24 protein-coding genes are annotated in these 22,594 nt (G+C 67.0%); 11 read left to right on the top strand and 13 right to left on the bottom strand.

Annotated features, from left to right (window positions below; all coding sequences use genetic code 11):
* Positions 1 to 31 precede the first annotated feature (31 nt).
* The gene (locus tag M1247_RS24430) at positions 32 to 1,264 is read left to right on the top strand and encodes a DDE-type integrase/transposase/recombinase (RefSeq protein ID WP_317158984.1); all 1,233 of its coding nucleotides are present in this window, start codon (positions 32 to 34) and stop codon (positions 1,262 to 1,264) included.
* A 32-nt stretch (positions 1,265 to 1,296) separates the two neighbouring features.
* Here M1247_RS24430 and M1247_RS24425 read toward each other — a convergent pair whose 3' ends face one another.
* Positions 1,297 to 2,850, bottom strand: a complete 1,554-nt coding sequence (locus M1247_RS24425; protein ID WP_317158983.1) for an FAD-dependent oxidoreductase — start codon at positions 2,848 to 2,850, stop codon at positions 1,297 to 1,299.
* A gap of 46 nt (positions 2,851 to 2,896) precedes the next feature.
* Between M1247_RS24425 and M1247_RS24420 the strand changes: the two genes are divergently transcribed.
* Positions 2,897 to 3,478, top strand: coding sequence for a type II toxin-antitoxin system RelB family anti-toxin (locus M1247_RS24420; protein ID WP_317158982.1), 582 nt, complete (start codon positions 2,897 to 2,899; stop codon positions 3,476 to 3,478).
* Position 3,479: 1 nt separating this feature from the next.
* Here M1247_RS24420 and M1247_RS24415 read toward each other — a convergent pair whose 3' ends face one another.
* Genes M1247_RS24415 through cobC form a run of 4 tightly spaced genes read right to left on the bottom strand, consistent with a single transcriptional unit; the run spans position 3,480 to position 7,514 of the window.
* On the bottom strand, positions 3,480 to 4,589 hold the full coding sequence (locus tag M1247_RS24415; RefSeq protein ID WP_317158981.1) for a bifunctional RNase H/acid phosphatase: 1,110 nt from the start codon (positions 4,587 to 4,589) through the stop codon (positions 3,480 to 3,482).
* The gene (locus M1247_RS24410; protein ID WP_317158980.1) at positions 4,586 to 5,314 is read right to left on the bottom strand and encodes a zinc ribbon domain-containing protein; all 729 of its coding nucleotides are present in this window, start codon (positions 5,312 to 5,314) and stop codon (positions 4,586 to 4,588) included. Before M1247_RS24410 ends, M1247_RS24415 begins: the two co-directional genes overlap by 4 nt.
* Before the next feature lie 29 nt (positions 5,315 to 5,343).
* Complete coding sequence (locus tag M1247_RS24405) at positions 5,344 to 6,468, bottom strand: Nif3-like dinuclear metal center hexameric protein (RefSeq protein ID WP_317158979.1); 1,125 nt, start codon at positions 6,466 to 6,468, stop codon at positions 5,344 to 5,346.
* Positions 6,465 to 7,514 (bottom strand): Rv2231c family histidinol phosphate aminotransferase CobC, encoded by a 1,050-nt coding sequence (gene cobC / locus M1247_RS24400; protein ID WP_317158978.1) that lies wholly within the window; start codon positions 7,512 to 7,514, stop codon positions 6,465 to 6,467. Before cobC ends, M1247_RS24405 begins: the two co-directional genes overlap by 4 nt.
* Positions 7,515 to 7,612: 98 nt before the next feature.
* On the opposite strand from cobC, the gene M1247_RS24395 reads away from it, so the two are divergent.
* The 8 genes from M1247_RS24395 (at position 7,613) to M1247_RS24360 (ending at position 12,765) form a co-directional block, all read left to right on the top strand.
* Positions 7,613 to 8,281, top strand: coding sequence for an HAD-IA family hydrolase (locus tag M1247_RS24395; protein ID WP_317159117.1), 669 nt, complete (start codon positions 7,613 to 7,615; stop codon positions 8,279 to 8,281).
* Positions 8,274 to 8,798, top strand: coding sequence for a low molecular weight protein-tyrosine-phosphatase (locus tag M1247_RS24390; protein ID WP_317158977.1), 525 nt, complete (start codon positions 8,274 to 8,276; stop codon positions 8,796 to 8,798). The genes M1247_RS24395 and M1247_RS24390 overlap by 8 nt, the downstream gene beginning before the upstream one ends.
* On the top strand, positions 8,798 to 9,616 hold the full coding sequence (locus tag M1247_RS24385; protein ID WP_317158976.1) for an SURF1 family cytochrome oxidase biogenesis protein: 819 nt from the start codon (positions 8,798 to 8,800) through the stop codon (positions 9,614 to 9,616). The genes M1247_RS24390 and M1247_RS24385 overlap by 1 nt, the downstream gene beginning before the upstream one ends.
* 40 nt (positions 9,617 to 9,656) lie before the next feature.
* Positions 9,657 to 10,484 carry an oxygenase MpaB family protein gene (locus M1247_RS24380; protein WP_317158975.1) on the top strand — a complete coding sequence of 276 codons (828 nt, stop codon included), beginning with the start codon at positions 9,657 to 9,659 and terminating at the stop codon, positions 10,482 to 10,484.
* A gap of 16 nt (positions 10,485 to 10,500) precedes the next feature.
* Positions 10,501 to 10,896 (top strand): VOC family protein, encoded by a 396-nt coding sequence (locus M1247_RS24375; protein WP_317158974.1) that lies wholly within the window; start codon positions 10,501 to 10,503, stop codon positions 10,894 to 10,896.
* A 107-nt stretch (positions 10,897 to 11,003) separates the two neighbouring features.
* Positions 11,004 to 11,495, top strand: a complete 492-nt coding sequence (locus tag M1247_RS24370; RefSeq protein WP_317158973.1) for an RNA polymerase sigma factor — start codon at positions 11,004 to 11,006, stop codon at positions 11,493 to 11,495.
* Complete coding sequence (locus M1247_RS24365) at positions 11,492 to 12,055, top strand: methylated-DNA--[protein]-cysteine S-methyltransferase (RefSeq protein WP_317158972.1); 564 nt, start codon at positions 11,492 to 11,494, stop codon at positions 12,053 to 12,055. The genes M1247_RS24370 and M1247_RS24365 overlap by 4 nt, the downstream gene beginning before the upstream one ends.
* On the top strand, positions 12,052 to 12,765 hold the full coding sequence (locus M1247_RS24360) for a 2OG-Fe(II) oxygenase (protein ID WP_317158971.1): 714 nt from the start codon (positions 12,052 to 12,054) through the stop codon (positions 12,763 to 12,765). Before M1247_RS24365 ends, M1247_RS24360 begins: the two co-directional genes overlap by 4 nt.
* Before the next feature lie 7 nt (positions 12,766 to 12,772).
* Here M1247_RS24360 and M1247_RS24355 read toward each other — a convergent pair whose 3' ends face one another.
* The 7 genes from M1247_RS24355 to M1247_RS24325 all read right to left on the bottom strand — a co-directional run bounded on the left by M1247_RS24355 (position 12,773) and on the right by M1247_RS24325 (position 20,127).
* Entirely contained in the window at positions 12,773 to 13,648 is an 876-nt protein-coding gene (locus M1247_RS24355) for an SMP-30/gluconolactonase/LRE family protein (RefSeq protein WP_317158970.1), read from the bottom strand.
* Positions 13,649 to 13,676: 28 nt separating this feature from the next.
* On the bottom strand, positions 13,677 to 14,450 hold the full coding sequence (locus M1247_RS24350; protein ID WP_317158969.1) for an SDR family NAD(P)-dependent oxidoreductase: 774 nt from the start codon (positions 14,448 to 14,450) through the stop codon (positions 13,677 to 13,679).
* The gene (locus M1247_RS24345) at positions 14,450 to 15,412 is read right to left on the bottom strand and encodes a DUF4380 domain-containing protein (RefSeq protein WP_317158968.1); all 963 of its coding nucleotides are present in this window, start codon (positions 15,410 to 15,412) and stop codon (positions 14,450 to 14,452) included. The genes M1247_RS24350 and M1247_RS24345 overlap by 1 nt, the downstream gene beginning before the upstream one ends.
* Entirely contained in the window at positions 15,409 to 16,491 is a 1,083-nt protein-coding gene (locus tag M1247_RS24340; protein ID WP_317158967.1) for a zinc-dependent alcohol dehydrogenase family protein, read from the bottom strand. Before M1247_RS24340 ends, M1247_RS24345 begins: the two co-directional genes overlap by 4 nt.
* A gap of 48 nt (positions 16,492 to 16,539) precedes the next feature.
* The gene (locus M1247_RS24335) at positions 16,540 to 17,544 is read right to left on the bottom strand and encodes an ABC transporter permease (protein ID WP_317158966.1); all 1,005 of its coding nucleotides are present in this window, start codon (positions 17,542 to 17,544) and stop codon (positions 16,540 to 16,542) included.
* Positions 17,545 to 17,566: 22 nt separating this feature from the next.
* Positions 17,567 to 19,075: a sugar ABC transporter ATP-binding protein gene (locus M1247_RS24330; RefSeq protein WP_317158965.1), complete on the bottom strand. Its 1,509-nt coding sequence runs from the start codon at positions 19,073 to 19,075 to the stop codon at positions 17,567 to 17,569.
* Between the two features lie 62 nt (positions 19,076 to 19,137).
* Positions 19,138 to 20,127, bottom strand: a complete 990-nt coding sequence (locus M1247_RS24325) for a substrate-binding domain-containing protein (protein WP_317158964.1) — start codon at positions 20,125 to 20,127, stop codon at positions 19,138 to 19,140.
* A gap of 103 nt (positions 20,128 to 20,230) precedes the next feature.
* Here M1247_RS24325 and M1247_RS24320 point away from each other — a divergent pair, with 103 nt between their 5' ends.
* Positions 20,231 to 21,127, top strand: a complete 897-nt coding sequence (locus M1247_RS24320) for an AraC family transcriptional regulator (RefSeq protein ID WP_317158963.1) — start codon at positions 20,231 to 20,233, stop codon at positions 21,125 to 21,127.
* A 114-nt stretch (positions 21,128 to 21,241) separates the two neighbouring features.
* On the opposite strand, the gene M1247_RS24315 is transcribed toward M1247_RS24320, so the two are convergent.
* The gene (locus M1247_RS24315) at positions 21,242 to 22,561 is read right to left on the bottom strand and encodes an MFS transporter (protein ID WP_317158962.1); all 1,320 of its coding nucleotides are present in this window, start codon (positions 22,559 to 22,561) and stop codon (positions 21,242 to 21,244) included.
* Between the last annotated feature and the right edge of the window lie 33 nt (positions 22,562 to 22,594).

Here is a 22,594-nt window from a genome sequence, read left to right as displayed (position 1 = left end):
CTCATTGAAAGTGCGCGCGTAGGCCCAGTGGATGGGGTTGACGTTGGCACAGCGCAGAGCAATCACCGAGGCGGCTGCGACCCGCTACCAGCTGGCAAGTAAACACGAGAAGAGTCGGATTCTCGATGAGTTGTGTGCCAACACCGGCTGGCACCGAAACCACGCCCGCAAGGTGCTCAAAGCCGCGCTGCAGCCGAAGGTCGTTGCTGCGCGCGGTCCTCGTCCTGCGAAGTATGGACCCGAGGTCATCGCGGCGTTGACAGTCTGCTGGACGGTGCTGGGAATGCCGGCCGGCAAACGGCTCGCACCCATGCTCGCAGAGCTCGTGGCCGTGCTGCGCCACTTTCGGGAGCTGGTGATCAGCGACGAGACCGCGGCACTGCTGGTGTCGATGTCGGCAGCCACCATCGATCGCCGCCTGGCCGAGGAACGTGCCAAATACAAGATCAGAGGACGTGGGGGCACCAAGCCGGGGTCGCTGCTCAAAAGTCAGATCCCGGTGCGTACTTGGGCCGAATGGGATGACGCCGTGCCCGGGTTCGTCGAGATCGACACGGTCTTTCACGACGGCGGCAATCGTGGCGGGGGTCATGCCTTCACGCTGACGGTTACCGACATTGCCACCGGCTGGACCGAGAACCGCTCAATACCCGACAGGACGGCTAAACAGGTACTGGCTGCCCTCAATCACATCGCCGCCGCGATGCCGTTCCCGATCCTGGGCGTGGACTCCGACAACGGATCGGAATTCATCAACGACGACCTGCTGGCATGGTGCCAAGGCCGCAGCATCACCTTCACCCGGTCACGGCCAGGCAACAAGAACGACGGCTGCCACGTCGAGCAAAAGAACTGGTCGGTGGTCCGCACCGTGGTCGGCTACTACCGCTACGACACCGCGTCAGAATTGTTGCTACTCAACGAGATCTGGCAACTACAGTCGAAGCTGACCAATTACTTCCACCCACAGCAGAAGCTGCTATCCAAAGTCCGCACGGGGGCCAAGGTCTCCAGGAAACACGACAAGGCCACCACCCCACTTCACCGCGCGGTCGACCACACGAGCATGACCGTGGAGCGCATCGTGGCGATTAAGCGGACCTACTCGCTGATCAATCCAGCCGCCACCCAACGCCAAATCCAGGCGTTGACCACCCAGCTCTTCACCCTGGCCACCAGCAAAGCCGCCGACGGCATCCCCGCTCCAGTCACCAAGCGCGCACGTTCACGTGAGGCAACGAACCGCCCTTCGCGCGCATCTTGACATGAGGCAACTTGCGACGACCACCCGCCGAATCAGGCCTTACGCCGGAGAACCATCACGTTGTCGGCCAAGGTCACCTGCTGACCGTCCGGCCAGGTGGCCTGGCGGTCGATGGTCTCGACCCTTTCCCGGTCCCAGTCGGCAGTCGGCAGATCCAGCCCGGCGAGCACTTCCTCGGCACTCGGGAACGGGTGATCATGCGGCACATTCGTCGCGCATGACGGCATCGCCCCATGGTCCACGATCACGAAGCGCCCACCCGGCGCCACGGCCCGCGCCGCGTTGGCGAGGATCTGCGGGCGCTCCAGACGGACCGTGGAGTGCAGGAACTGGGCCGAAACCAGATCGAAGGTGCCTGCCGGGAAGGTTTCCGACAAGTCGTGCCGTTCGAACGTGATGCGATCACCCACTCCCCGCGCCTGCGCTTCGGCGGCCGCACGTTTGAGCGCGGTCTCCGAGATGTCCACGGCGGTGACCTGCCAGCCGTGTTCGGCGAACCACACGGCGTCGCCGCCCTCTCCGCAGCCGAGATCCAGCACCCGCCCGGCGGGTAGGTCGCCGACCACGTTCTCGAGCTGGGCGTTGACGCGTCCGCTCCAGATGCGTTCGCGTTGCCCGTAATGCCGTTCCCAGTACTCGGCAGCCGACAGCACCTCGGTGGGCCACGGCGGCACCGGCAGTCCGACATCGTCGGCAAGCAGCGTCTGCACGACGGCAGCTCCCGCGGCACTGCCCGAGGCGACCGCCGCAGCGACCTGCGGCATCTGGGAGCTGAGGTCACCCGCGGCGAACAGGCCCGGCACCGAGGTACGCCCGAGCGGGTCGACGGCGACGGAATTCACCGCCAAGGGCCCGGGTGCGGTGATCGCGCCGAGTTGCGCCGCGAGCGGCGAGCGCTGGTGCAGCGTGGTGGCCACCAACGCGCCGCGCCGCGGCAAGCGGTTGCCGTCGGTGAACTCAACCGCCGTCAATTCGCCGTCACGCGAGACGAATTGGGCGACCGAGCGATCGTCCACGCCGATTCCTGCGGCGTCCAGTTGTTTGAGCTGTGCGTCATCGAGACCGTCGGACCCGTCGGTGAGAACCACCAGGTCTTCGGTCCAACTGCGCAGCAACAAAGCCGAATGCACGGCGCGATCCCCCCGAGCCACCACGGCCAGCGGTGCGTCACGCAATTCCCAACCGTGGCAGAAGGGGCAGTGAAAGACCGAACCGCCCCACAGTTCGTCAAGGCCCTTGATCTTCGGCGGCCGGTACTCCATTCCGGTGGCCAGCAGCACGGCCCGGGCCCGCTCGACGGCGCCGTCGGCCAGCTTCAGGGTGAAACCCGTTTCCCCGTGCACAACTTCACCGCTGCGCACCTCCACGGTCGGATACGCCGCCAACTCGGCGCGGCCCCTCGCGTAGAGCTCGGCGGGCGGACGCCCGTCGTTCCCGAGCAGGCCACCGATGCCGTGCGCAGCCAGGTTGCTCTGGTTACCCGCATCGACCAACAGAACCCGGCGGCGGGCCCGGCCCAATACCAGTGCCGCACTCAGACCGGCGGCGCCGCCTCCCACGATGATGCAATCCCATGCGTTGTCCATGCCCCAAGCTTGCCGAAGCAGGCCAAAAGTGCCAAGCTGATTTGCCATGCAGGCAAAATCCGCGGACGAAGAGAACGTCGACGCACTGGCCCGGCGGCGGTTGCGCGAGTTGCGGCAGCAGCGTGGACTGACGCTGGAGGATGTGGCGACGCGGGCGCAGATCGACGTGTCGACGCTGAGTCGGCTCGAATCCGGCAAGCGCAGGCTCGCACTCGATCATCTCCCCCGATTGGCGACCGCGCTTTCGGTCACCACCGACGAACTATTGAGCACGCCACAGGCCGAAGACCCACGGGTCAAAGGCAGCTCACACACGCACCACGACATCACCTACTGGCCGCTGACCCGGAATGGGCCCGCGGGCGGGCTGCACGCCTACAAGATCCGGATCAGTGCGCGGCGCCGCAAGCCACCAGCCGAACGGCCGGTTCATGAGGGCCGGGATTGGATGTACGTGCTGTCCGGGCAACTGCGACTGCTGCTCGGAGACCAGGACTTCATCGTCAAACCCGGTGAAGCCGTGGAGTTTTCGACGTGGACACCACACTGGTTCGGAGTGGTGGACGGTCCCGTCGAGGCGATCACCATCTTCGGCCCCCACGGCGAACAGCTACACCTGCACGCCTGACTTACAGGTACGCGGTCTGGTTGACCAGCCGCACCGACGAGGCGCCGTCGGAATAGAACTCCGCGATCGACAGCGACGCCAGATCGAGGTGCAACCGGTACAAGATGCCTTCTCCGGCGTCCAATGCCAGCCTCAGCATGGTCTTGATCGGGGTCACGTGCGACACCACCAGTACTGTGGCCGCGCCGTGTTCGGCGATGATTCGATCGCGCGCGCGCTGCACCCGGTGTGCCACGGTGTCGAATGACTCCCCACCGGGCGGCTCGATCGCGGTGTCCCGCAACCAGCGCCGGTGCAACTCCGGATCGCGTTGGGCCGCTTCGGCGAACGTCAGACCTTCCCACTCGCCGAAGTCGGTTTCGATCAGGTCATCGTCGACGACGACATCGAGCCCGAGCGCCTTGGCCGCCGCCGCGGCGGTGTCATAGGCCCGCTGTAGCGGAGAGGTCACCACCGCGGCAACCCCGCCGAGGGCACCGAGATACCGTGCCGCGGCATCGGCCTGACGGCGACCTTCCTGGGTCAGTGCGGGGTTGCCACGGCCGGAATAGCGCCGTTCGACGGACAATTCGGTCTGGCCGTGGCGTAGCAGCAACAGCCGGGTGGGCGCGCCAACCGCCCCGGTCCAGCCGACCGGGGCCGGCGCCGGGGCCGGTTTTTCAACCGCCTTCTCGACGGCGGTGACAACGGGAGCGTCGTGGAGAGCCTCGGCCGCGGCGTCCATCGCCTCGTTGGCCAGTCGATCGGCATGGCTGTTGCGTGCCCGTGGAATCCAGCTGTAGCTGATGTGATCGAATCCGGCGGCCAGCTCAGCGGCCTCCTGCCGTAAGACCACCAGGTCGGGGTGTTTGACCCGCCAGCGGCCGGTCATCTGCTCCACCACCAGCTTCGAATCCATCGATACCGCAACATCGGTGGCGCCCTGGGCGGCGGCGGCTTCCAAACCCGCGATCAGGCCGCGGTACTCGGCGACATTGTTGGTGGCGCGGCCGATGGATTCTTTGCGTTCGGCGAGCACCACCGCGTGGTCGGCGGTGAACACCACCGCGCCATACCCGGCAGGCCCCGGGTTACCGCGGGACCCGCCGTCGGCCTCGACAATCACCTTCACGGTGTGACCCGCAACAGGATCGCTCCGCACTCCGGGCAGCGCAACACGTCGTCATCGGCCGCCGCCGAGATGCGGGCCAGCTCGCCGCGGTCGATCTCGATGCGGCACGCACCGCAGCGGCGCCCTTGCAGCAGCCCGGCACCGGCCCCACCGCGTGCCCGCTGCCGTTCGTAGAGCGCAACCAACTCGGCATCGATCGCGTCCACCAGGGCATCCCGGCGGGTGGCGCTCTGATGCCGCGTCTGGTCGATTTCCACCAGCGCGGCATCGCGCGCGTGCTGAGCCTCGCTGAGCGCGGTCTGCAGCTCGTCGATGTGACGCAGCTCCTCGCCCTGCGTCGCGAGCAGTTCCTCGCGTCGCTCCATCACTTCGAGTAACGAATCCTCCAGGCTGGACTGACGCCGCTGCAGAGTCTCCAGCTCGTGCTGGATTTCGGTGACCTGCTTGGCACCCACCGAGCCGTCGTCGAGCAGCGCGCGGTCCCGATCCTCGCGCTGGCGCACCGAGTCGATCTCGGTCTCGAACTTCGTCACCTGGGCGCCGAGGTCCTCCAACGCGATGCCCAGTACGGCCAGCTTGTCGTTGGCGGCCGCGTGTTCTGCCTGCGCCTCATCCAGGCGCTGCTGCTCGGCCAGATGCTTGGCACGATGCGCCAGGCGCGCCAGCTCCGCATCGACCTCGGTCAATGCGAGCAGCGAACGCTGCTGGTTTACTTCAGCTTTCATCGATTTCCTAGCCTTGTCCTTGCCTCGTCCTACATTGCGCTGTCGACGTTCCACGGATCGGTGCGAACTGTGCAGACCCGCACCGGCAACGCGTCGCCGAATTGTGCGCGCAGCAGATCCGCCGCTTGCGCGCACCATGGAAATTCACTGGCCCAATGAGCGACATCGACGAGCGCCACCGCAGAGGACCTGCGGTGCTCGTCAGCCGGGTGGTGCCGCAGGTCGGAGGTCACGTAGGCCTGGACACCGGCCGAGGTGACGGTGCCGAGCAGAGAGTCACCTGCGCCCCCGCACACCGCCACGCGCGAGACCATGGCCTCCGGATCACCAGCGGCCCGCACCCCCCATGACGTGCCCGGCAACGCCTGGCACACCCGGGATACGAACGCCGACAACGGCTCTGGTTCGGGCAACGATCCAACCCGGCCGATCCCGACATCTCCCGGGATGGGCGCCAGGGCGATGATGTCGAACGCAGGCTCCTCGTAGGGGTGTGCCGCCTGCAGTGCGGCCAGGATGCGGGCGCGCAGCCGGGCCGGTGCGATCACCTCGATCCGGTCCTCGGACACCTGTTCAACGGAGCCGACCTGGCCGATGGTCGGCGTCGCGCCGTCGTGGGGCAGGAACTGCCCTGTCCCGGTGACGCTCCAACTGCAGTGCGAGTAGTCCCCGATCTGGCCGCCGCCGGCGGCGAACAATGCGTCCCGGACCGTCGACGCGTCGGCCGCAGGCACGTACACCACCCATTTGTCCAGGTCGGGGCCCGCGTGCACCGGCGACAGCACGCTCTCCACGGTCAGCCCGAGCGATTCGGCGAGCGCATCAGATACCCCGGGCGAGGCCGAGTCGGCATTGGTGTGTGCGGTGAACAACGCCCGCCCGGTCCGGATCAGCTGGTGGATCAGCGCCCCTTTGGCGGTGCTGGCGGCCACGGTGTCCACCCCACGCAACAGCAGCGGATGGTGCGCGAGCAGCAGGCCCCGCTCGGGTACCTCGGCCAGCACCGCGGCGGTGGCGTCGACCGAGACCGTCACCGAATCGACCGCCTCGTCGGGGTCGCCGCACACCAGGCCGACCGAATCCCAGTCGTGCGCCAGGTGCGGCGGGTAGGCGGCGTCCAGGACCGCGATGACATCAGCCAACCGCGCACTCATTGCAGCACCTCCGTCACGGCGTCCACCAGTACCGGCCACTGTTGCCGGACCGCGGCGCGTAGGTAATTTCCCGGCAGGCCCACGAAAGTATCGCAACGCCGCACTGCAATGCCTTTGGTTTCCAGATGTTTTCGCATCAGCTCGGCATCGGGCACCGCGAACAGCACGAACGGGGCGGCGCCGTCGACCACGTGCAGGCCCAGCGCCCGCAACGCGGCCGTCATCTCGGTGCGCAGCACTGCCAGCCTGGCTGCCCCCGCGGCGGCCTCGGCGACCGCGTCCGGTGCGTTGGCGGCGGCGATGGCCTCCAACTGCAGCGTTCCCAACGGCCAGTGCGGACGTCGCGCGGTCAACCGGTGCAGCACCTCCGGGGCGCCCAGCGCGTACCCGACCCGCAGCCCGGCCAGCGACCAGGTCTTGGTGAGGCTGCGCAGCACCAGCACGTCGGGCAGCGACTCACCGGCCAGCGACTCGGGTTCGCCCGGAACGGCGTCGGCGAATGCCTCATCGACCACCACCAGCCGACCCGGCCTGCGCAGCGCCAGGACGTGTTCGCGGGGATGCAGCACACCGGTCGGGTTGGTCGGATTACCCACCACGACGAGGTCGGCCTCGTCGGGTATGCCCGGTGTATCTGCTCCTCGCGTCCGCGCCAACCCGGCCAGCGCGAACGGCGGCGGCAGCACCGCGTGATGCACCGGAATCCCGGCGGCCGCGAACACCGCTTCGGGTTCGGTGAACGACGGTGCCACCAAGGCCGCAAGCTTGGGCCGCAGACCGGCCAGCAGGGCGAAGCCCTCGGCCCCGCCGGCCAGCAGCGCCACCTGCGCCGCGTCGCGGCCGTGTCGGGACGCGACGGCCTCGACCGCGCGCCGCTCATCGGATGCGCTCGGATAGCGGCCGAGCTCGGCCAGCCGTGCGGTGAGCCGCTCGGTCAGCCAGCCAGGCGGCGACCCGGCGCGGACGTTGACCGCGAAGTCCAGCATGCCCGGCAAAGCTGCCTGGTCACCGTGGTAACGGGCGGCCGCGCGGGTTGGACTTTCCACAGCACGACACTAGTGGTCCGGGCGCCTGGCCGGGCATTCGGACGACCGGTCTGCGCATCGGGGAGAATGGGGCCGTGACCGACGTTGTGACTGGCCCTGTGACCGACACGCTGCTGCAGACCCGCCCGCAGTTGGTGCTGTTCGACCTCGACGGCACGCTGACCGACTCGGCCGCCGGCATCGTGTCCAGCTTCTGCCACGCGCTGCGGTCAGTCGGCGCCGAGGTGCCCGACGGTGATCTCGCCGGCCTGATCGTCGGACCACCCATGCACCACACCTTGCACGGACTCGGCCTCGGCGAACACGCCGACGCCGCCATCGCCGCCTATCGCGCCGACTACGTCAGCCGCGGTTGGGAGATGAACAGCCTGTTCGACGGCATTCCCGCCCTGCTGAGCGACCTGAGCACGGCCGGGGTGCGGCTGGCAGTGGCCACCTCGAAGGCCGAGCCCACCGCGCGCCGGATCCTGACCCATTTCGGCTTGGACGGCTACTTCGAGGTGATCGCCGGGGCCAGTCCCGACGGCTCGCGTGCCACCAAGGCCGCCGTGGTGGCACGCGCGCTGGCCCAGCTGGAGCCACTGCCGCAGCAGATGCTGATGGTCGGCGACCGCTCCCACGACGTCGAGGGCGCCGCCGAACACGGCATCGGGACCGTGGTGGTCGGCTGGGGCTACGGTGCAGCCGACTTTGCGGAGCCCGGATCAGTCGCCGCACTGGCCCACGTGTCGACCATGGCGGAGCTGCGCGAGGTGCTCGGTGTCTGACCGGCGGGCAGGCGCGAAGCGACCGGGGAATCAGCCTGAGCTGCATGTGACGTTTGTCTGCTCGGGCAACATCTGCCGGTCACCGATGGCCGAGAAGATGTTCGCCCACCAGATCAGCGAACGGGGCCTGAGCGAACTGGTCCGGGTGACCAGTGCCGGCACCGGTGGCTGGCACGCCGGCGACGGTGCCGACGAGCGGGCCTGCCTGGTCCTCCAGGACCGCGGATATCCGAGTGCCCACCGTGCCGCTCAGGTCTGCGATGACCACCTCGGTGCTGACCTGGTCGTCGCGCTCGGCCGCAACCACGTCCGCATCCTGCGAGATCTCGGTGTCGAGCCCGACCGGCTGCGGATGCTGCGCGCCTTCGACCCCCGGTCAGGGGCCCACACCCCCGATGTCGAGGATCCCTACTACGGCGCCCGGTCCGACTTCGAGGACGTCTTCACCGTGATCGAGGCGGCACTGCCCGGTCTGCATGACTGGGTCGATGCCGCCCTGGCGGACCGGACCCGCTGATGCGACGTCTGGCGTTCCTGTTCCGGCCACAGTGGTTGGCGCTGTTCGTCGTGGTGATCGCGTTCGCGTACCTGTGCTTCACCGTGCTGGCGCCGTGGCAGCTGGGCAAGAACACCAAGACCTCACGCGAGAACAACCAGATCGCCGATTCCCTGACGGCCGAGCCCGTATCCGTGACCAGCGTGCTGCCACATCAGGATTCGGCCGCCCCCGACGCACAGTGGCGACGGGTCACCGCCGCCGGGCACTATCTGCCCGAGGCCCAGGTGCTCGCGCGGCTGCGGGTGGTCGACGGCAACCCCGCCTATGAGGTGTTGACCCCGTTCGCGGTCGACGGCGGCCCCGTCGTGCTGGTCAACCGCGGCTACGTGCTGCCGGAGCAGGGGACGGCGGTGCCGCCGGTCTCCGACGCACCGCGAGATCCGGTGACGATCACCGCCCGCCTGCGCGATCCGGAAGCCGTCGCGATCGGTAAGGAACCGTTCCGCGCAGAAGGCGCACAGCAGGTCTACTCGATCAATCCCGGCCAGATCTCGACCGTGACCGGGGTGCCGCTGGCCGGCTCGTATCTGCAGTTGGTCGCCGATCAGCCCGGCGGGCTCGGGGTGCTGTCGCTGCCCCATCTCGACGCCGGGCCGTTCCTGTCCTACGGCATCCAGTGGATCGCGTTCGGCATCGTCGCCCCGATCGGGTTGGGCTACTTCATCTTCGCCGAGATCAAGCAACGTCGACGGGAACGCGCGGTGCGTGAGCCGACCCCGACCGCGCCGCTCACCACCGAGGAGAAGCTCGAGGACCGCTACGGACGGCGCCGGTAACCGCCTCCGCCGCCACCGCCGGACTGCGATACTCGAAGATATGAGGCTGGGTCCACCGCGGCGGCCACGCAGGGTTGTCGATCTGCTCAACCCGGCCGCGGTACTGCTGCCCGCGGCCAATGTCATCATGCAACTGTCCTCGCCCGGTGTCGGATACGGCGTGCTGGAGAGCCCGGTCGACAGCGGCAATGTCTACAAGCACCCCTTCAAGCGGGCCCGCACCACCGGAACATATCTCGCAGCGGCCACCATGGGCACCGATGCCGATCGCGCACTGATCCGCTCCGCAGTCGACAAGGCACACGCCCAGGTCCGCTCGGGCGCATCAAGCCCGGTGCCCTACAACGCATTCGATCCACAGTTGCAGCTGTGGGTGGCGGCCTGCCTGTACCGGTATTACGTCGATATGCACGAGTTTCTCTACGGCCCGCTCGACGACGCGTCCGCCGACGCGATTTACGCCGACGCCCGCACTCTGGGCACCACCCTGCAGGTGCGCGACGGCATGTGGCCTGCAGACCGACGCGCCTTCGACGAGTACTGGAAACGCTCGCTGGAGAACCTACGGATCGACCCACCGGTGCGCGAACACCTCCACGGGGTGGCTGCGATGGCGTTCCTGCCCGCGCCGCTGCGACTGTTGGCCGGACGCTTCAACCTGTTCGCCACCGCCGGGTTCTTACCCGCGGAGTTCCGCGCGCACATGCAGCTACCGTGGAGCGGGGCGCAACAGCGCCGCTTCGACTGGCTGCTGAAAAGCCTGCGTGTCGCCGACCGGGTCATCCCCCGGGAGGTGTGGCTGCTGGGCTATCAGCTCTACTTGTGGGACATGCGGACCAGGGCACGCCACGGCAGGCGCGTCGTCTGAGACAGTGGAGGTTGTCATGGAATTTCCGTCGCTCAATCACGTCGCAGTCACCGTCACCGACCTCGGGGTCAGCGCACCGTGGTACCGCGCCCTGATCGGTGCCGACCCGGTCCTGGACGAACACACCGACGCCGGCTTCCGGCACGTGGTGTGGGCGCTCGACGGCGGGACACTGTTCGGCATCCACGAGCACGATCGCGACGTCGCGGACGAAACGTTCACCGCACTACGCGCCGGGCTTGACCACGTCGGGTTCGGTTGCGCTGACCGCGACGCCCTGGTCGCATGGCAGGCGCGGCTCGATGAACTCGGCATCGCGCACGGCGGCATCGTCGACGCCCACTATGGCTCGGGTCTGAGCTTCCGCGACCCTGACGGCATCGCCCTGGAATTCTTCGCCCCACCTGGATAGAACCGTCCAATTTCGGCCTGCGGCTCACATTCGGGAGCGCCCGCGCGTCTACAGGGTGAAAGTAACTCACCGCGGGTAAGGAGCAGGCTCATGGAACCTCGATGCACATGAAGGCACCGTTCGAGAGCATCGTCGACAAGCACGGCGCGACCGTGCTGCGGATGTGCACCTTCGTGGTCGGCCCCAGCGACGCCGAGGACGCATGGTCGGAGACCTTCCTGGCCGCGTTACGCGCATATCCGCAGCTCCCCGAGGACGCCAACATCCAGGCGTGGCTGGTCACCATCGCCCACCGCAAGTCCGTCGACATCATCCGCGCGCGCCAACGCGACGCGGTCGCGGTGAGCGCGGTGCCCGATCGCCCCTCCTCGATCGGAGTGCCGGGACCGGCCGACGACGACTTGTCCGATGCGGTGAGAGCGCTGCCGCCCAAGCAACGCCAAGCCATCGCCTACCACTATCTCGTCGGGCTGCCGTACACCGAGGTCGCGGCGATCGTCGGCGGTACCACCGCAGCGGTCCGCAAGGCCGCATCCGACGGAATCGCCACCCTACGAACCACATATCCGGACGCCCTCCTGAAAGAAGCGCACCGATGAACGACACCCTTGCCCGTCTGCACCGCAGGCTCGAAGAGGCCGCGGCCGCCGAAGGTCTGCTGGACATCGCCTACACGACCATCGATACCCCGGTCGGGTCACTGCTGTTGGCCGCGACCGAGATCGGTCTTGTCCGGGTGGCCTACGACGTCGAAGACCACGACGCCGTGCTGGCTTCCCTGGCAGGCAGCCTGAGCCCGCGCGTGCTGCGTGCCCCGCAGCGTCTGGACGCCGCAGCACGCGAGATCGAGGAGTATTTCGCAGGCCGGCGCCGCCAGTTCGATCTGCCGTTGGACTATTCGCTGTCCAGTGGATTCCGGCAGGTGGTGCAGCGCCAGCTCTCACACATCCCCTACGGGCGCACCGAGTCCTACAAGACCGTCGCCCAGATCGTCGGGAATCCCAAAGCCGTTCGCGCCGTGGGCACGGCGTGTGCCACGAACCCGCTGCCGGTCGTGGTGCCCTGCCACCGCGTGCTGCGCACCGACGGCACCCTCGGCGGGTACATCGGTGGGCTGGCAGCAAAGACCACCCTGCTGAACCTGGAGCAGGCCGCATGAGCGATCGATGGCGCAAGCGCGTGGACTCCGGTGACTGGGAAGCCATCACCGCTGAGGTCAACGGGTACGGCGGTGCGTTGCTGCCGCGGCTGTTGACCGACGCCGAAACCGCGCAGCTGCAAGCGATGTACACCGATGACGACAGGTTCCGCAGCACCATCGACATGAGCAGGCACCGGTTCGGCGAAGGCGAGTACCGATACTTCCGCGCGCCGTACCCCGAGCCCATCGAGGAACTCAAGCAGGCGCTGTATCCGCGGCTGCTGCCGATCGCGCGGGACTGGTCGGACAAACTCGGCCGCGCGGCGCCGTGGCCGGACACGTTGGACGAGTGGCTCCAGATGTGCCACCGCGCAGGACAAACCCGCTCGACCGCGATTCTGCTGCGGTACCGCGAGAACGACTGCAACGCGCTGCACCGCGACCTCTACGGGGAGCTCGTCTTCCCACTGCAGGTGGTGATCAACCTGAACCGGCCCGGAATCGACCACACCGGTGGCGAGTTCCTGCTCGTCGAACAACGACCTCGGGCCCAGTCCCGTGGCACCGCCACCCTGCTGCCCCACGGCCACGGTTATCTGTTCACCACGCGCGACCGACCGGTCCGCTCCGCTCGCGGCTGGTCGGCGGCGCCGGTGCGGCACGGGGTGTCGGCGATCCGGTCGGGTGAGCGCCATACCCTCGGGCTGGTGTTCCACGACGCGGCCTGAGGCCGGCTCAGATCAGCGCTTTCCCACTCTGCGGCCGGAACGCCGCAGTCGGCAGGCCCGCGACGGCACAGTCGGCGATGAAGGTCCGACCGTCGTCCGGTCCCGGGGACTCCAGCCCTTCCGTGGCGGAGGTGACGATCACCCGGCCGCCGCCGACGGCGATGCTGGTCGGTTGCCGCGCCGGTACCGGGACGACCTCCACGAGTTCACCCGATGGCGCGTAGCGGTGGATTTCTCCCGCGCCCCAGATCGCCGACCACACATGCCCTTCGGCGTCGACAACCATTCCGTCGGGCGACCCGGCCACCCTGGCGAATTCCGTCCGACTGTGGAGCTCTCCGGCGTCGTCGACGTCGAACCGGTAGATCACCCCGGCGGTGCTGTCGGCCAGATACATCACGGTCCCCGCCGAATCGAACGCCGGGCCGTTGGGGATGGACAGTCCGTCGACCACACAGGTCACCGTCAGATCGTCGTCCACCCGGTACAGCGCCCCGACGGTCGGTGAAGGTTCGTAGGCCATCACCCCCGCCCAGAATCTGCCCGACGGATCACACACGCCGTCATTCACCCGCAGCGGGATTTCTGCTGCAGAGCCGAGGTCCGCGATTTCGTGGAATGTGAACTCGCTTGACAGAAAACCGACTCCGGTGCCGGCAGCGGCGATGAACTCACCCGGCCGTCCGGCCACGGGTGCTACCGCGCCCAACGGAACCTCGAGCGAGCCGAGCAGCCCGACCTTGTGGTTCTGCAATTCCGTGCTGTGCAGGCGCCCTTCGAGGATGTCGACCAGCAGTAGCCTGCCGTCGATCAGGCGGGCACCCTCGCCCAGTTCCATGGCCGGGCCGAACGCCCGCCATTCCGATGTGACAGCGTGTTTCATCGCAATCCCGTTCCTCGTAGGTGCGGTGTCATGAGGAGTCTTTCGTGACGCTCCAGCCACCGTCGACGGGGATGCTCGCCCCCGTGACGTACGAGCTTGCCTCAGACGCCAGGAACGAAATGACCGAGGCCACCTCCTCGGGCGTACCGAGCCGGCCGAGCGCGGTTGCCTCTGCGCTGGTGCGCCGGTCGTCCTCACCGATGTCGTCCCACGATGCGGTCAGGATCGGGCCGGGCAGCACCGTGTTGACCCGCAGTTGTGCACCGTACTCGGCGGCCAGTTGGCGCCCCAGGCCCGTCAGACCCGCCTTGGCCGCCGCGTAGGCCGGCCTGCCGGGCAGGCCGAACAGTGCGTGTACCGAGGAGACCAGCACCACGGAACCGCGAGAGTCGCGTAGGTCGGGCAGGAAGGTCTTCACGCCGTGGAACGTGCCGGTGAGCATCACATCGAGCTGTCGGTGCCAGCTGGCGGTCGATGTGTGGTCCAGGGCAGCCAGCTCGACGGTCACCGCGTTGGAGACAAGCACTTTGACGTTGCCCAGGGCGCGGGCCGCCCCGGCCGCCGCCATCCATGCCTCGGGATCGGTCACGTCGCAACGGATCCCGATTGCGGTGCGGGCGTCGGGCGAGAGTTCGTGGGCGAGTTCGTCGACCTCGGGTGCGACATCGAGTAGTGCCACCGCGAATCCGTCGGCGTGCAGCTGCCGTGCGGTGGCCTCCCCGATTCCGCGGGCGGCGCCAGTGACCACCGCGACCGCTACCCGGTCGTGGCCGGTGCCGGTATCACTGTTCAGGCCCGGCATCACAGCTCCTCATCGAGGTCAGCACTCAGCTGGACAGTCAGCTTCACCTCAAGGGTCATGGTGGCGCCGGGAGCCAACGTGCGGGACGGGGACAGCACTTCGCACTCCACTATCCGATCGGGGGGATCGAGTCCATCGAGACCGGCAAGCGGTTCGGGTTGCGGATGTTCCAGCCACACTTCTGCGCGGGAGCCGCCATCCGGGTAGCGCGCCTCATCGTCGACGGGAAAGTTCCAGGTGAGGCTCGCTCCACGGTGCCGGTACCGAACCGTGCCCGAGGCGTGCGGAAAGCCCAGCTTGCCGACCACGTCCTGTGGACCGATCGTGACCGTGGCGGTGTCCGTCCGCTGCCACGACGGGACGCCGGTGCCGATGACGAGTTCGGCAGGTTCGGTGAATCGTTGTCCGACACCGACTTCGACGGTCCCTCCGCCTGCCAGCTGCGTCACATTCCACAACGCCCAGGTCACTTCGCGATCGGTGGTGTTGACCGCCGAGAGTCGCAGAGTGAAGCCGGTGTCATCGCTGACCGCGAACGCACGGGTGATCTGCAAGCCGGTGCGCGGATCGGGTCGACTGGTCATCGAAAGCTCCGTCGTGGCATCGCCGCCGGGGCGCACCTCGACTGCGTACCGGCCGGAGTCGAGGACCGGATCAGGTGGGCCTGCCCACTCCCGCGGCGAGGACCAGCCCTGCGGCGCCGGCCACGTCTTGTCACCGCCGTAGTTACGCCAGTCGCCGAGTGTCCCACTCATCGGCCCAGGGACGTGTCCGTGCACCGGCTGCAGGTCGTCGTCGAGGAGAGCGGGATTGCGCCAGAGCAACTCTCGGCCGCCGATGCGCAGGCTGAGCAACCTGCCGCCGAGGTCGGGCACCACACCCACAGTGAGGACACCGGTTTGGATCCAGTGCACGTCGTGATGGCCGTGCGTGACCCAGGTTCGCGGTACGGCCCCGGTCACGCTCCGGCCTCGCCGGGAACCAGGCAGACCTTGCCGCGGCTCGTACCGGCCGCCAACTCGTAGGCCTGCGCAGCCTGCGAGAACGGAAAGACGTCACTGACAACGGTTTCGGGTCGCAGGCCCCAGCGGACCAGATTTGTCGCCAGCTCGCTCATGGCGGTCAGCGAGGTGACCCAGGAGGTGTGGATGGTCAATTGCTTGTGCAACAGGGTGTCCGAGACCTCGGTGTGGAGATCACCGCCCTCCCCCACCAGTGAGATGTGACCCCATTCTGCGGCCGCCTCCAACGCCAGCGAGCGTCCCGGGAGGCTGCCGGAGCAGTCGATGGTGACGCCGGCTCCGGTTCCGCCCGTCAGTCCCCACACCGCATCCAGCGCCTCGGGGCCTGTTGGGATGGTGGCGTCGAAAACCCCCAGGCTTTCTGCCCATTCGCGTCGAGCAGCGGCAGGTTCAACGCCGATCACCTTCCCGGCACCCATGCCACGGCCGATCATCCCCGCGGCCAGACCGACGGGCCCGAGCCCGACCACCAACAGATCGTGGTCGCCGCTGAGGCCCGCACGCCGCAGGCCTTCATAGGCGGTGCCGAATCCACACGCGATCAGGGCGCCGTCGATGAACGACAGCTCGTCGGGCAGCGGGATGCAGGTGCGTTCCTCCGCGAGGAGATAACGCGCATGCCCCCCGTTGCGTTGCCAGCCGTACGCGGCGCGGTGACGACTGCAGCTGATGTAATAGCCACGGCGGCAGTTGTCGCACAATCCGCAACCGACGATGTGGTAGAGCAGAACCCGGTCACCGACGCTGAACCGGGACACGTCGTCACCGGTGGCCACGATGCGGCCGGCAGGTTCGTGGCCTGCGACGACCCCTTGATAGGCCGGCCCGTCGACACCGCGGTAGCCCTTGTATCCCCGGTAGATGTAACCGATGTCGCTGCCGCAGATTCCGGATGCCCCCACCTCGAGAAGTACCTGGCCTGGGCCTGGTCGATCGACCTCGAATTGCCGCAGCACGGCAGTGGAGTCGCCGGGCAGGTAGACACCCTCCATCGTGGTCGGGATGGCGGCGGTGCTCATGGCTGATCCTCTCTACATGTCAATGCGGCACAACTGTGCGGCCGGCGTTCAGGTGGTACGAGTGGCATTGCCCCGTCGACCGATCACGACGTTGATCAGGACCGCGCCGACGATGATGACGCCGCGCACGACTTCCTGCAGGAAGGAATCGATGCCGAGCAACACCAGCCCGTTGGCGATCACCGTGATGAAGACGACGCCGAGCAGGGTGCCGAGCATGCTGCCCCGGCCGCCCGCAAGCAAGGTGCCGCCGATGACCACGGCGGCGATCACGTCGAACTCGAGTCCGCCTGCGGCGCCACCGTTACCGGAGCCGAGACGTGCCGCAACCAGAACGCCGGTGATCGCCGAGAGCAGGCCCGTGGTGGCGAACAGAATCACCCTGGTGCGTTTGAGATTGATGCCCGCCAGCAAGGCGGCGCCCGCGTTGCCGCCGATCGCGTACACCGAGCGGCCGTACGCGGTGAACTTGGCGACATAGGCGAACACTCCGAAGAGCACGATCATGATGATCGCCGACGTGGGGATACCCAGAATGTCACCGCCCAGCACATCCATCAGGCCGCTCGGCGGCAGCACCACCGGCAGGGCATCGGTCATGTAGAGCGCGAGACCGCCGAGGATGCTCCACAGCCCGAGCGTGGTGATGAAGGACGGAACGTTGAATTGTGCACGGAGGTAACCGGCCAACGCTCCCCACAGCGTGCCGAGCACCAGCGTCATGACGATGGCCCCTACGGTGCCGAGGCCCCATTCGGCGCTGCCCTTGGCTATCAGTACCGACGAGAAGGCGACTGCCGGTCCGATGCTGATGTCGATGTCGCCGGCGATGATGACGAGCGTGACTCCCCACGCGGCGATGCCGATAGTGGCCGCATCACGCAGAATGCCCAGCTGGTTACCTGCACTCAGGAAACCCGCGGCCGAGGCTGTGAGGCCGATGTACAGCGCGATGATCGCGACCAGGAGCCCGATCTCATTGAGCCGGTAGATATGCGCTGAAGCGGCCCGCGGTTTGTCCGCGGGGCGGGCTTCGGACTGCAGTGTGCTCATACGGTGTGGTCCCCTCGAATTCTCAGGCCGCCATCGCGGCGGACAGGACAGCGTCGACGGTCACGTCAGCGCCGATGAACTGGGCGGCGACGCGGCCGCCTCGGACTGTGATGACGCGGTCGCACACCAGTGGTAGCTCCTCCAGTTCTCCGGAGACGAAGATGACCGCCTTGCCCGCATCCGCCAATGCGCGGACCAGGTCGTAGATCCCGGCCTTCGCGGTCACGTCCACCCCGCGGGTGGGTTCATCCAGCAACAGGATCGAGGCGTCTGCATGCAGCCAGCGCCCGATGACGGCCTTCTGTTGGTTGCCACCGGACAGATTGACGATGGGGGTGGACGGTGACGCGGTTTCGATTCGGAGGCGGTCGATCAACGACCGGGCCAGCGTGCGCATCCGGCGCAGCGAGATCGAACCCTTGTCCCGCACCCGGTCGTAGTCCGACAACACCATGTTCTCATCGACGCCCAACAACGGCACGATTGCTTCGCGCTTGCGGTCTTCGGGTGTCAGGCCCACACCGCGGCGTTTCATCAGTGCCGGCGAACCCGAGGGCATCGGCTCCCCGTCGAGGATCACCTCGCCCGACGCGCGGTCATCGAATCCGGCGATGGCACGCAGTACCTCGCTACGACCCGACCCCATCAGCCCGGCGATACCGAGCACTTCACCGGCGGAGAGGTCGAAGGAGACCTCCTCGACCTTGGGCGGTACACACAGTTTGCGCACGGACAGCAGCGGCTCACGGTCGCGGTCGACGGCGCGTAGCGGTGGCCGCTCCTGGGCCTCATAGTTCGGGCCGACCATCATGCTGACCATCGCGTCGGTATCAACGGACTCGACGTCGACCGTGCCGACGACCCGACCGTCCCGCAGAATGGTTGCGCTGGAGGCGATTCGGCGTATCTCATCGAGCCGGTGGCTGACGTAGATCACCGCGACGCCGGTATCGGCGATGCGGGTCACCGCGTCGAGCACGATGGACACCTCAGCGGCAGCCAGCGCACTGGTGGGTTCGTCGAGGATGAGCACCCTCGGGTTTCGGCGGACAGCGCGACAGATCTCGACCAGTTGCTGCGCGGCGAGCGACAGGGACGCGACCGTGGTATCCGGGTCGATGTCCAATCCGAGGCGGTCGATGACCGCGACTGCCTCACTGCGCATCCCGGCGTAGTCGACCTTGCCTGCCTTGCGGGGCCAGCCACCGATGAACATGTTCTCCGCGACTGTCATCTCCGAAACCAGGCTCAGTTCCTGGTGCACCGTCTGCACGCCCAGCTCGTTGGCCCGGCGTACCCCGGTGCCGTCGAGCATCCTGCCGTCGATCCTCACCGTTCCGGCGTCGGCGTGCTCTACGCCGGACAGGATCCGGATCAGGGTGGACTTCCCTGCGCCGTTGCGGCCGAGGAGCGCACGCACCTCGCCCGCGGCAATCTCCAGGCCGACATCGATGAGCGCGGCCACACCGACATAGCGTTTGGTGACCCCGTCGACTTTGAGCAGTGACGGTGCCGAGGCGCTGGCGGACATCCGGGTCCTTTCGTCGGTCGAGTGCGAAAACGGCTGTGCCCGAACGGCATCGGAGTTACCCGTCACGGGATTCCATCGGGGTGTTCCTGTAGCCACCGGGCACCGTCTCCAGGACCTTGATGCGCGTCGACCGGAGCATCGACGATGAGTGTCTCCGGGCGCTCTCCGTTGAGGATGTGCAGTGCCGACTCGGCCGCCATCTCCCCGACAGTGATGCCTGAGATGTCGGCAATTCCTTTGAGAACCGACCCCTCCTGCAGCATCTGCGCGATCTGTGTGGACATATCGCCGCCGAAGACCACCACCTGACCGGCGAGGCCCCTGGCCTGTACGGCCCGTACCGCGCCCACCGTCATCGATCCGGCTTCACCGTAGAACGCATTCAGGTCCGGGTGGGCCGTCAGGATGCGCTCAGCAGCCCGGACAGCTTCGTCCACCAGCAGCCCCTGCTGATTGGCGACGACCTGCGCGCCCGGTACGAGGGCCAGCAGGGCTTCCTCGAATCCCTGACGGCGCTGAATGCACACCTCGAACTGTTCGCAGTTGACGACCGCGACCTTGGGATCGACGATGCCCTGGTCGCGGAAGTATTTGCCCATCTGTTCGCCACCGATGCGGCCGAACTCCTTCGGCGAACCGAGGATCCACGAATCGACATACTTGCGGGCATCGGCCTCGGTGATGCAGGTGTTGTAGCAGATCACGGGAATGCCGCTGGCATGCGCGAGTCGGATGGCCGGTATCGAGGCCTCCGCAGAAGTCGGTGACAGGATCAGCGCATCGACCTGCACCGAGCTGACGGTGTCGATGAAGGCGCTTTCCTGCGACGGATCGGACTGCGCATTGATCTCGATCAGTTGCGGAGCGTCGCCGGTGTCGTCGAAGGTCTTCTGCACCCCGGCCTTCACGCCGGCGTAGAAACCTTCAGCGTTCAAGTACACCACCGCGATTCGCCCGTTCTCCCCGATGCGGGAGCACCCGGATACCGCGAGGACAGCGATCATCAACACCGCCGCGGACTGGATCACCCGTCGCCGTAGGGATCTCGTCACGCTGACCTCGATCCACGCTCGACTTGAGGCCCGAGTTGTGATTCTTCGATGAACACGAGTCGAACGGTAGCCCGCGTTTGCGCTGTAGAGCATAGTCAGAGCTATGGGTTCCATGGACGAATCAACGGCGGCCTGGATCGCTGACGGATTTGCCGGTCAGCGGATGCTCGGCGTGCCGCGCCCCGTCGTCGACGATGCGTTGCGGATGCCGGTCACCCGCCGTCTCCTGGTTACCGACGCCGGCTTCTTTCCGCGGGCCACCCTGCATGGGCGGTCTCGACTGCGCGGAGCCAGCGAGCACGTGATCATGGTGTGTACTGCCGGAGCCGGATGGTGTCGCACCGACGAGGGACAATTCGACGTCGGCGCAGCGGACGCGGTGCTGTTGCCGAAAGGACGCGCGCACACATACGGCGCAGCCGAGCAGGACCCGTGGACTCTCTGGTGGATGCACGTCGTGGGGACCGACAGTGATGAACTCATCGCCGCGGCCTCGGCGTCGGCAACCAGCCCGGTGGTGCACCTGGCGGATCCGGCGCCCGCCACGAGCCTGATTTCCAGGGTCATCGACATGCTCGCCGACGGCAGCACCAGCGCGAGCCTCGTCGGCGCCGCCGGAGCCGCCTGGCACGCCATGACCGTCATCGCCGCTACCGGCCGCCAACGTGCGACAGGCGAGGCAGACCCGGTGGACCGGGCCTTGGAGCATCTACGCTCCACGAGCCCGCGGCGGACCAACGTCGCGGCCCTGGCGGCCATGGTCGGCCTGAGCGCCTCACACCTCAACGCGGTGTTCCGTCAACGGATCGGCACCGGGCCACTGGAGTTCCAGTTGCAACTCCGGATGTCGCGGGCACGAGAACTACTGGACACCACCGCGCTCACCGTCGCGGCGGTGGCCCGCGCGACGGGATACACCGATCCGCTGTACTTTTCGCGACAGTTCACCAAGGTGCACGGGCAGTCCCCCAAGGCCTATCGCCAGCGACACCACGACTGAATCAAGAGTGGGCGCGGACGGTATCGAACCGCCGACCGCTGGTGTGTAAATGCCTTGACCATCATTCACGGCACCCTGACGCCTTCCCGACTCAATTGCCACGGGCAAGCCAACTCAGATGCCACCTACTCGCGTAGTAGACCCAACTGCATCCGTCGTGGCTGGTTTGTCCGTAGATCGCGTCTCGGGGAGGCGATACATTCCGAACGCTGCGAGGAGGCAGAGCACTATCAGGTAGATCGACACGAGGGCCGGCCCTCCGCCCGCTCTGTCGGTTAGCGCCGCTGCGACGAACGGCAAAGTACCTCCGATGAGGGCACCGGTGATTTCTCGGCTGAAGGTGACGCCGGTGTAGCGAAGCCGGACGTCGAACAACTCGGACATGAAGGCCGACTGGGCGGAAAGCATGAAGCCGTTGCACACCGAGAACAGGAAAACGAAGCCCAGCCATATGAGGATTGGCGACCCGGTGCCGAGGACGAAGAAGAATGGGTAAATGAGTACTGCGGCGCCGGTCGCTCCCGCGAGAAAGATGGGGCGTCTGCCGTAGATATCGGAGAGACGGCCTGCCAGTGGGATCGTCACGAGTTTCAAGGCGTTGCCGATCAATACACCGGTGAGACCGATCCATGCGGGCGCGCCCACTACCGTGGTCAGGTAGGAGAGCGCGTAGACCGACGGAAGATAGCTGGCGACGTTTGGACCGATGCTCGCCAGCATCGCGAACGGAACCTTGCTGCGGGCGGTGCTGAAGAGGTCGCGCAGCGTTGCACGCTTTGGCTCGGCCGAAAGCTTGGCGGCCTCGAATTCCGGGGTTTCGCGGACCTTGAGCCTGATCAGCACTGCAACGATGCTGAGGACGAAGCTCAGGAGAAACGGGATACGCCATGCCCACGCGATGAGTTCTTCGCGGGTGGTGACGGCGGTGATCAACATGAACGTGCCGGTGGCCAGAAGCGCGCCGACCGCGTTTCCCGCTCCGGGGATGCTGGCGTTCAAGCCCCTGGACTTGTTCGGGGAGTGCTCGGCGGCCAATAGAGTGGCGCCCGCGTATTCCCCGCCGGCTCCGAGTCCCTGCAGGATGCGGAGGACGACGAGGAGTATCGGCGCCCACATTCCGATCGCGTCGAAGCTAGGCAGGACACCTATCAGGGTGGAGGCCATGCCCATGAGAAGCAGGGTCAGAAAGAGCATTTGGCGACGACCGACGCGGTCTCCCAGCATGCCTATTGCGATTCCACCAACGGGTCGGGCAAAAAAGCCCACCGCGAAGGTACCGAACGATGCCAGCGTTGCCACTAGTGGATCTTGGGATGAGAAGAACACCGCCGGGAAAACCAGGGCACTTGCAGTGCTGTAGATGGAGAAGTCATACCATTCCAGCGAGGTACCGACCGTCGACGCGACGGTTGGATGGTTGATTCGTAATTTCATACGCATCCTTTCGAAGGACAGGGATTTGAGATT

The sequence above is a fragment of the Mycobacterium appelbergii genome, assembly GCF_032883035.1.
GTDB lineage: Bacteria > Actinomycetota > Actinomycetes > Mycobacteriales > Mycobacteriaceae > Mycobacterium > Mycobacterium appelbergii.
Note: the sequence above shows the minus strand (reverse complement) of the source record. Positions and strands in the feature narration are given on the sequence as shown.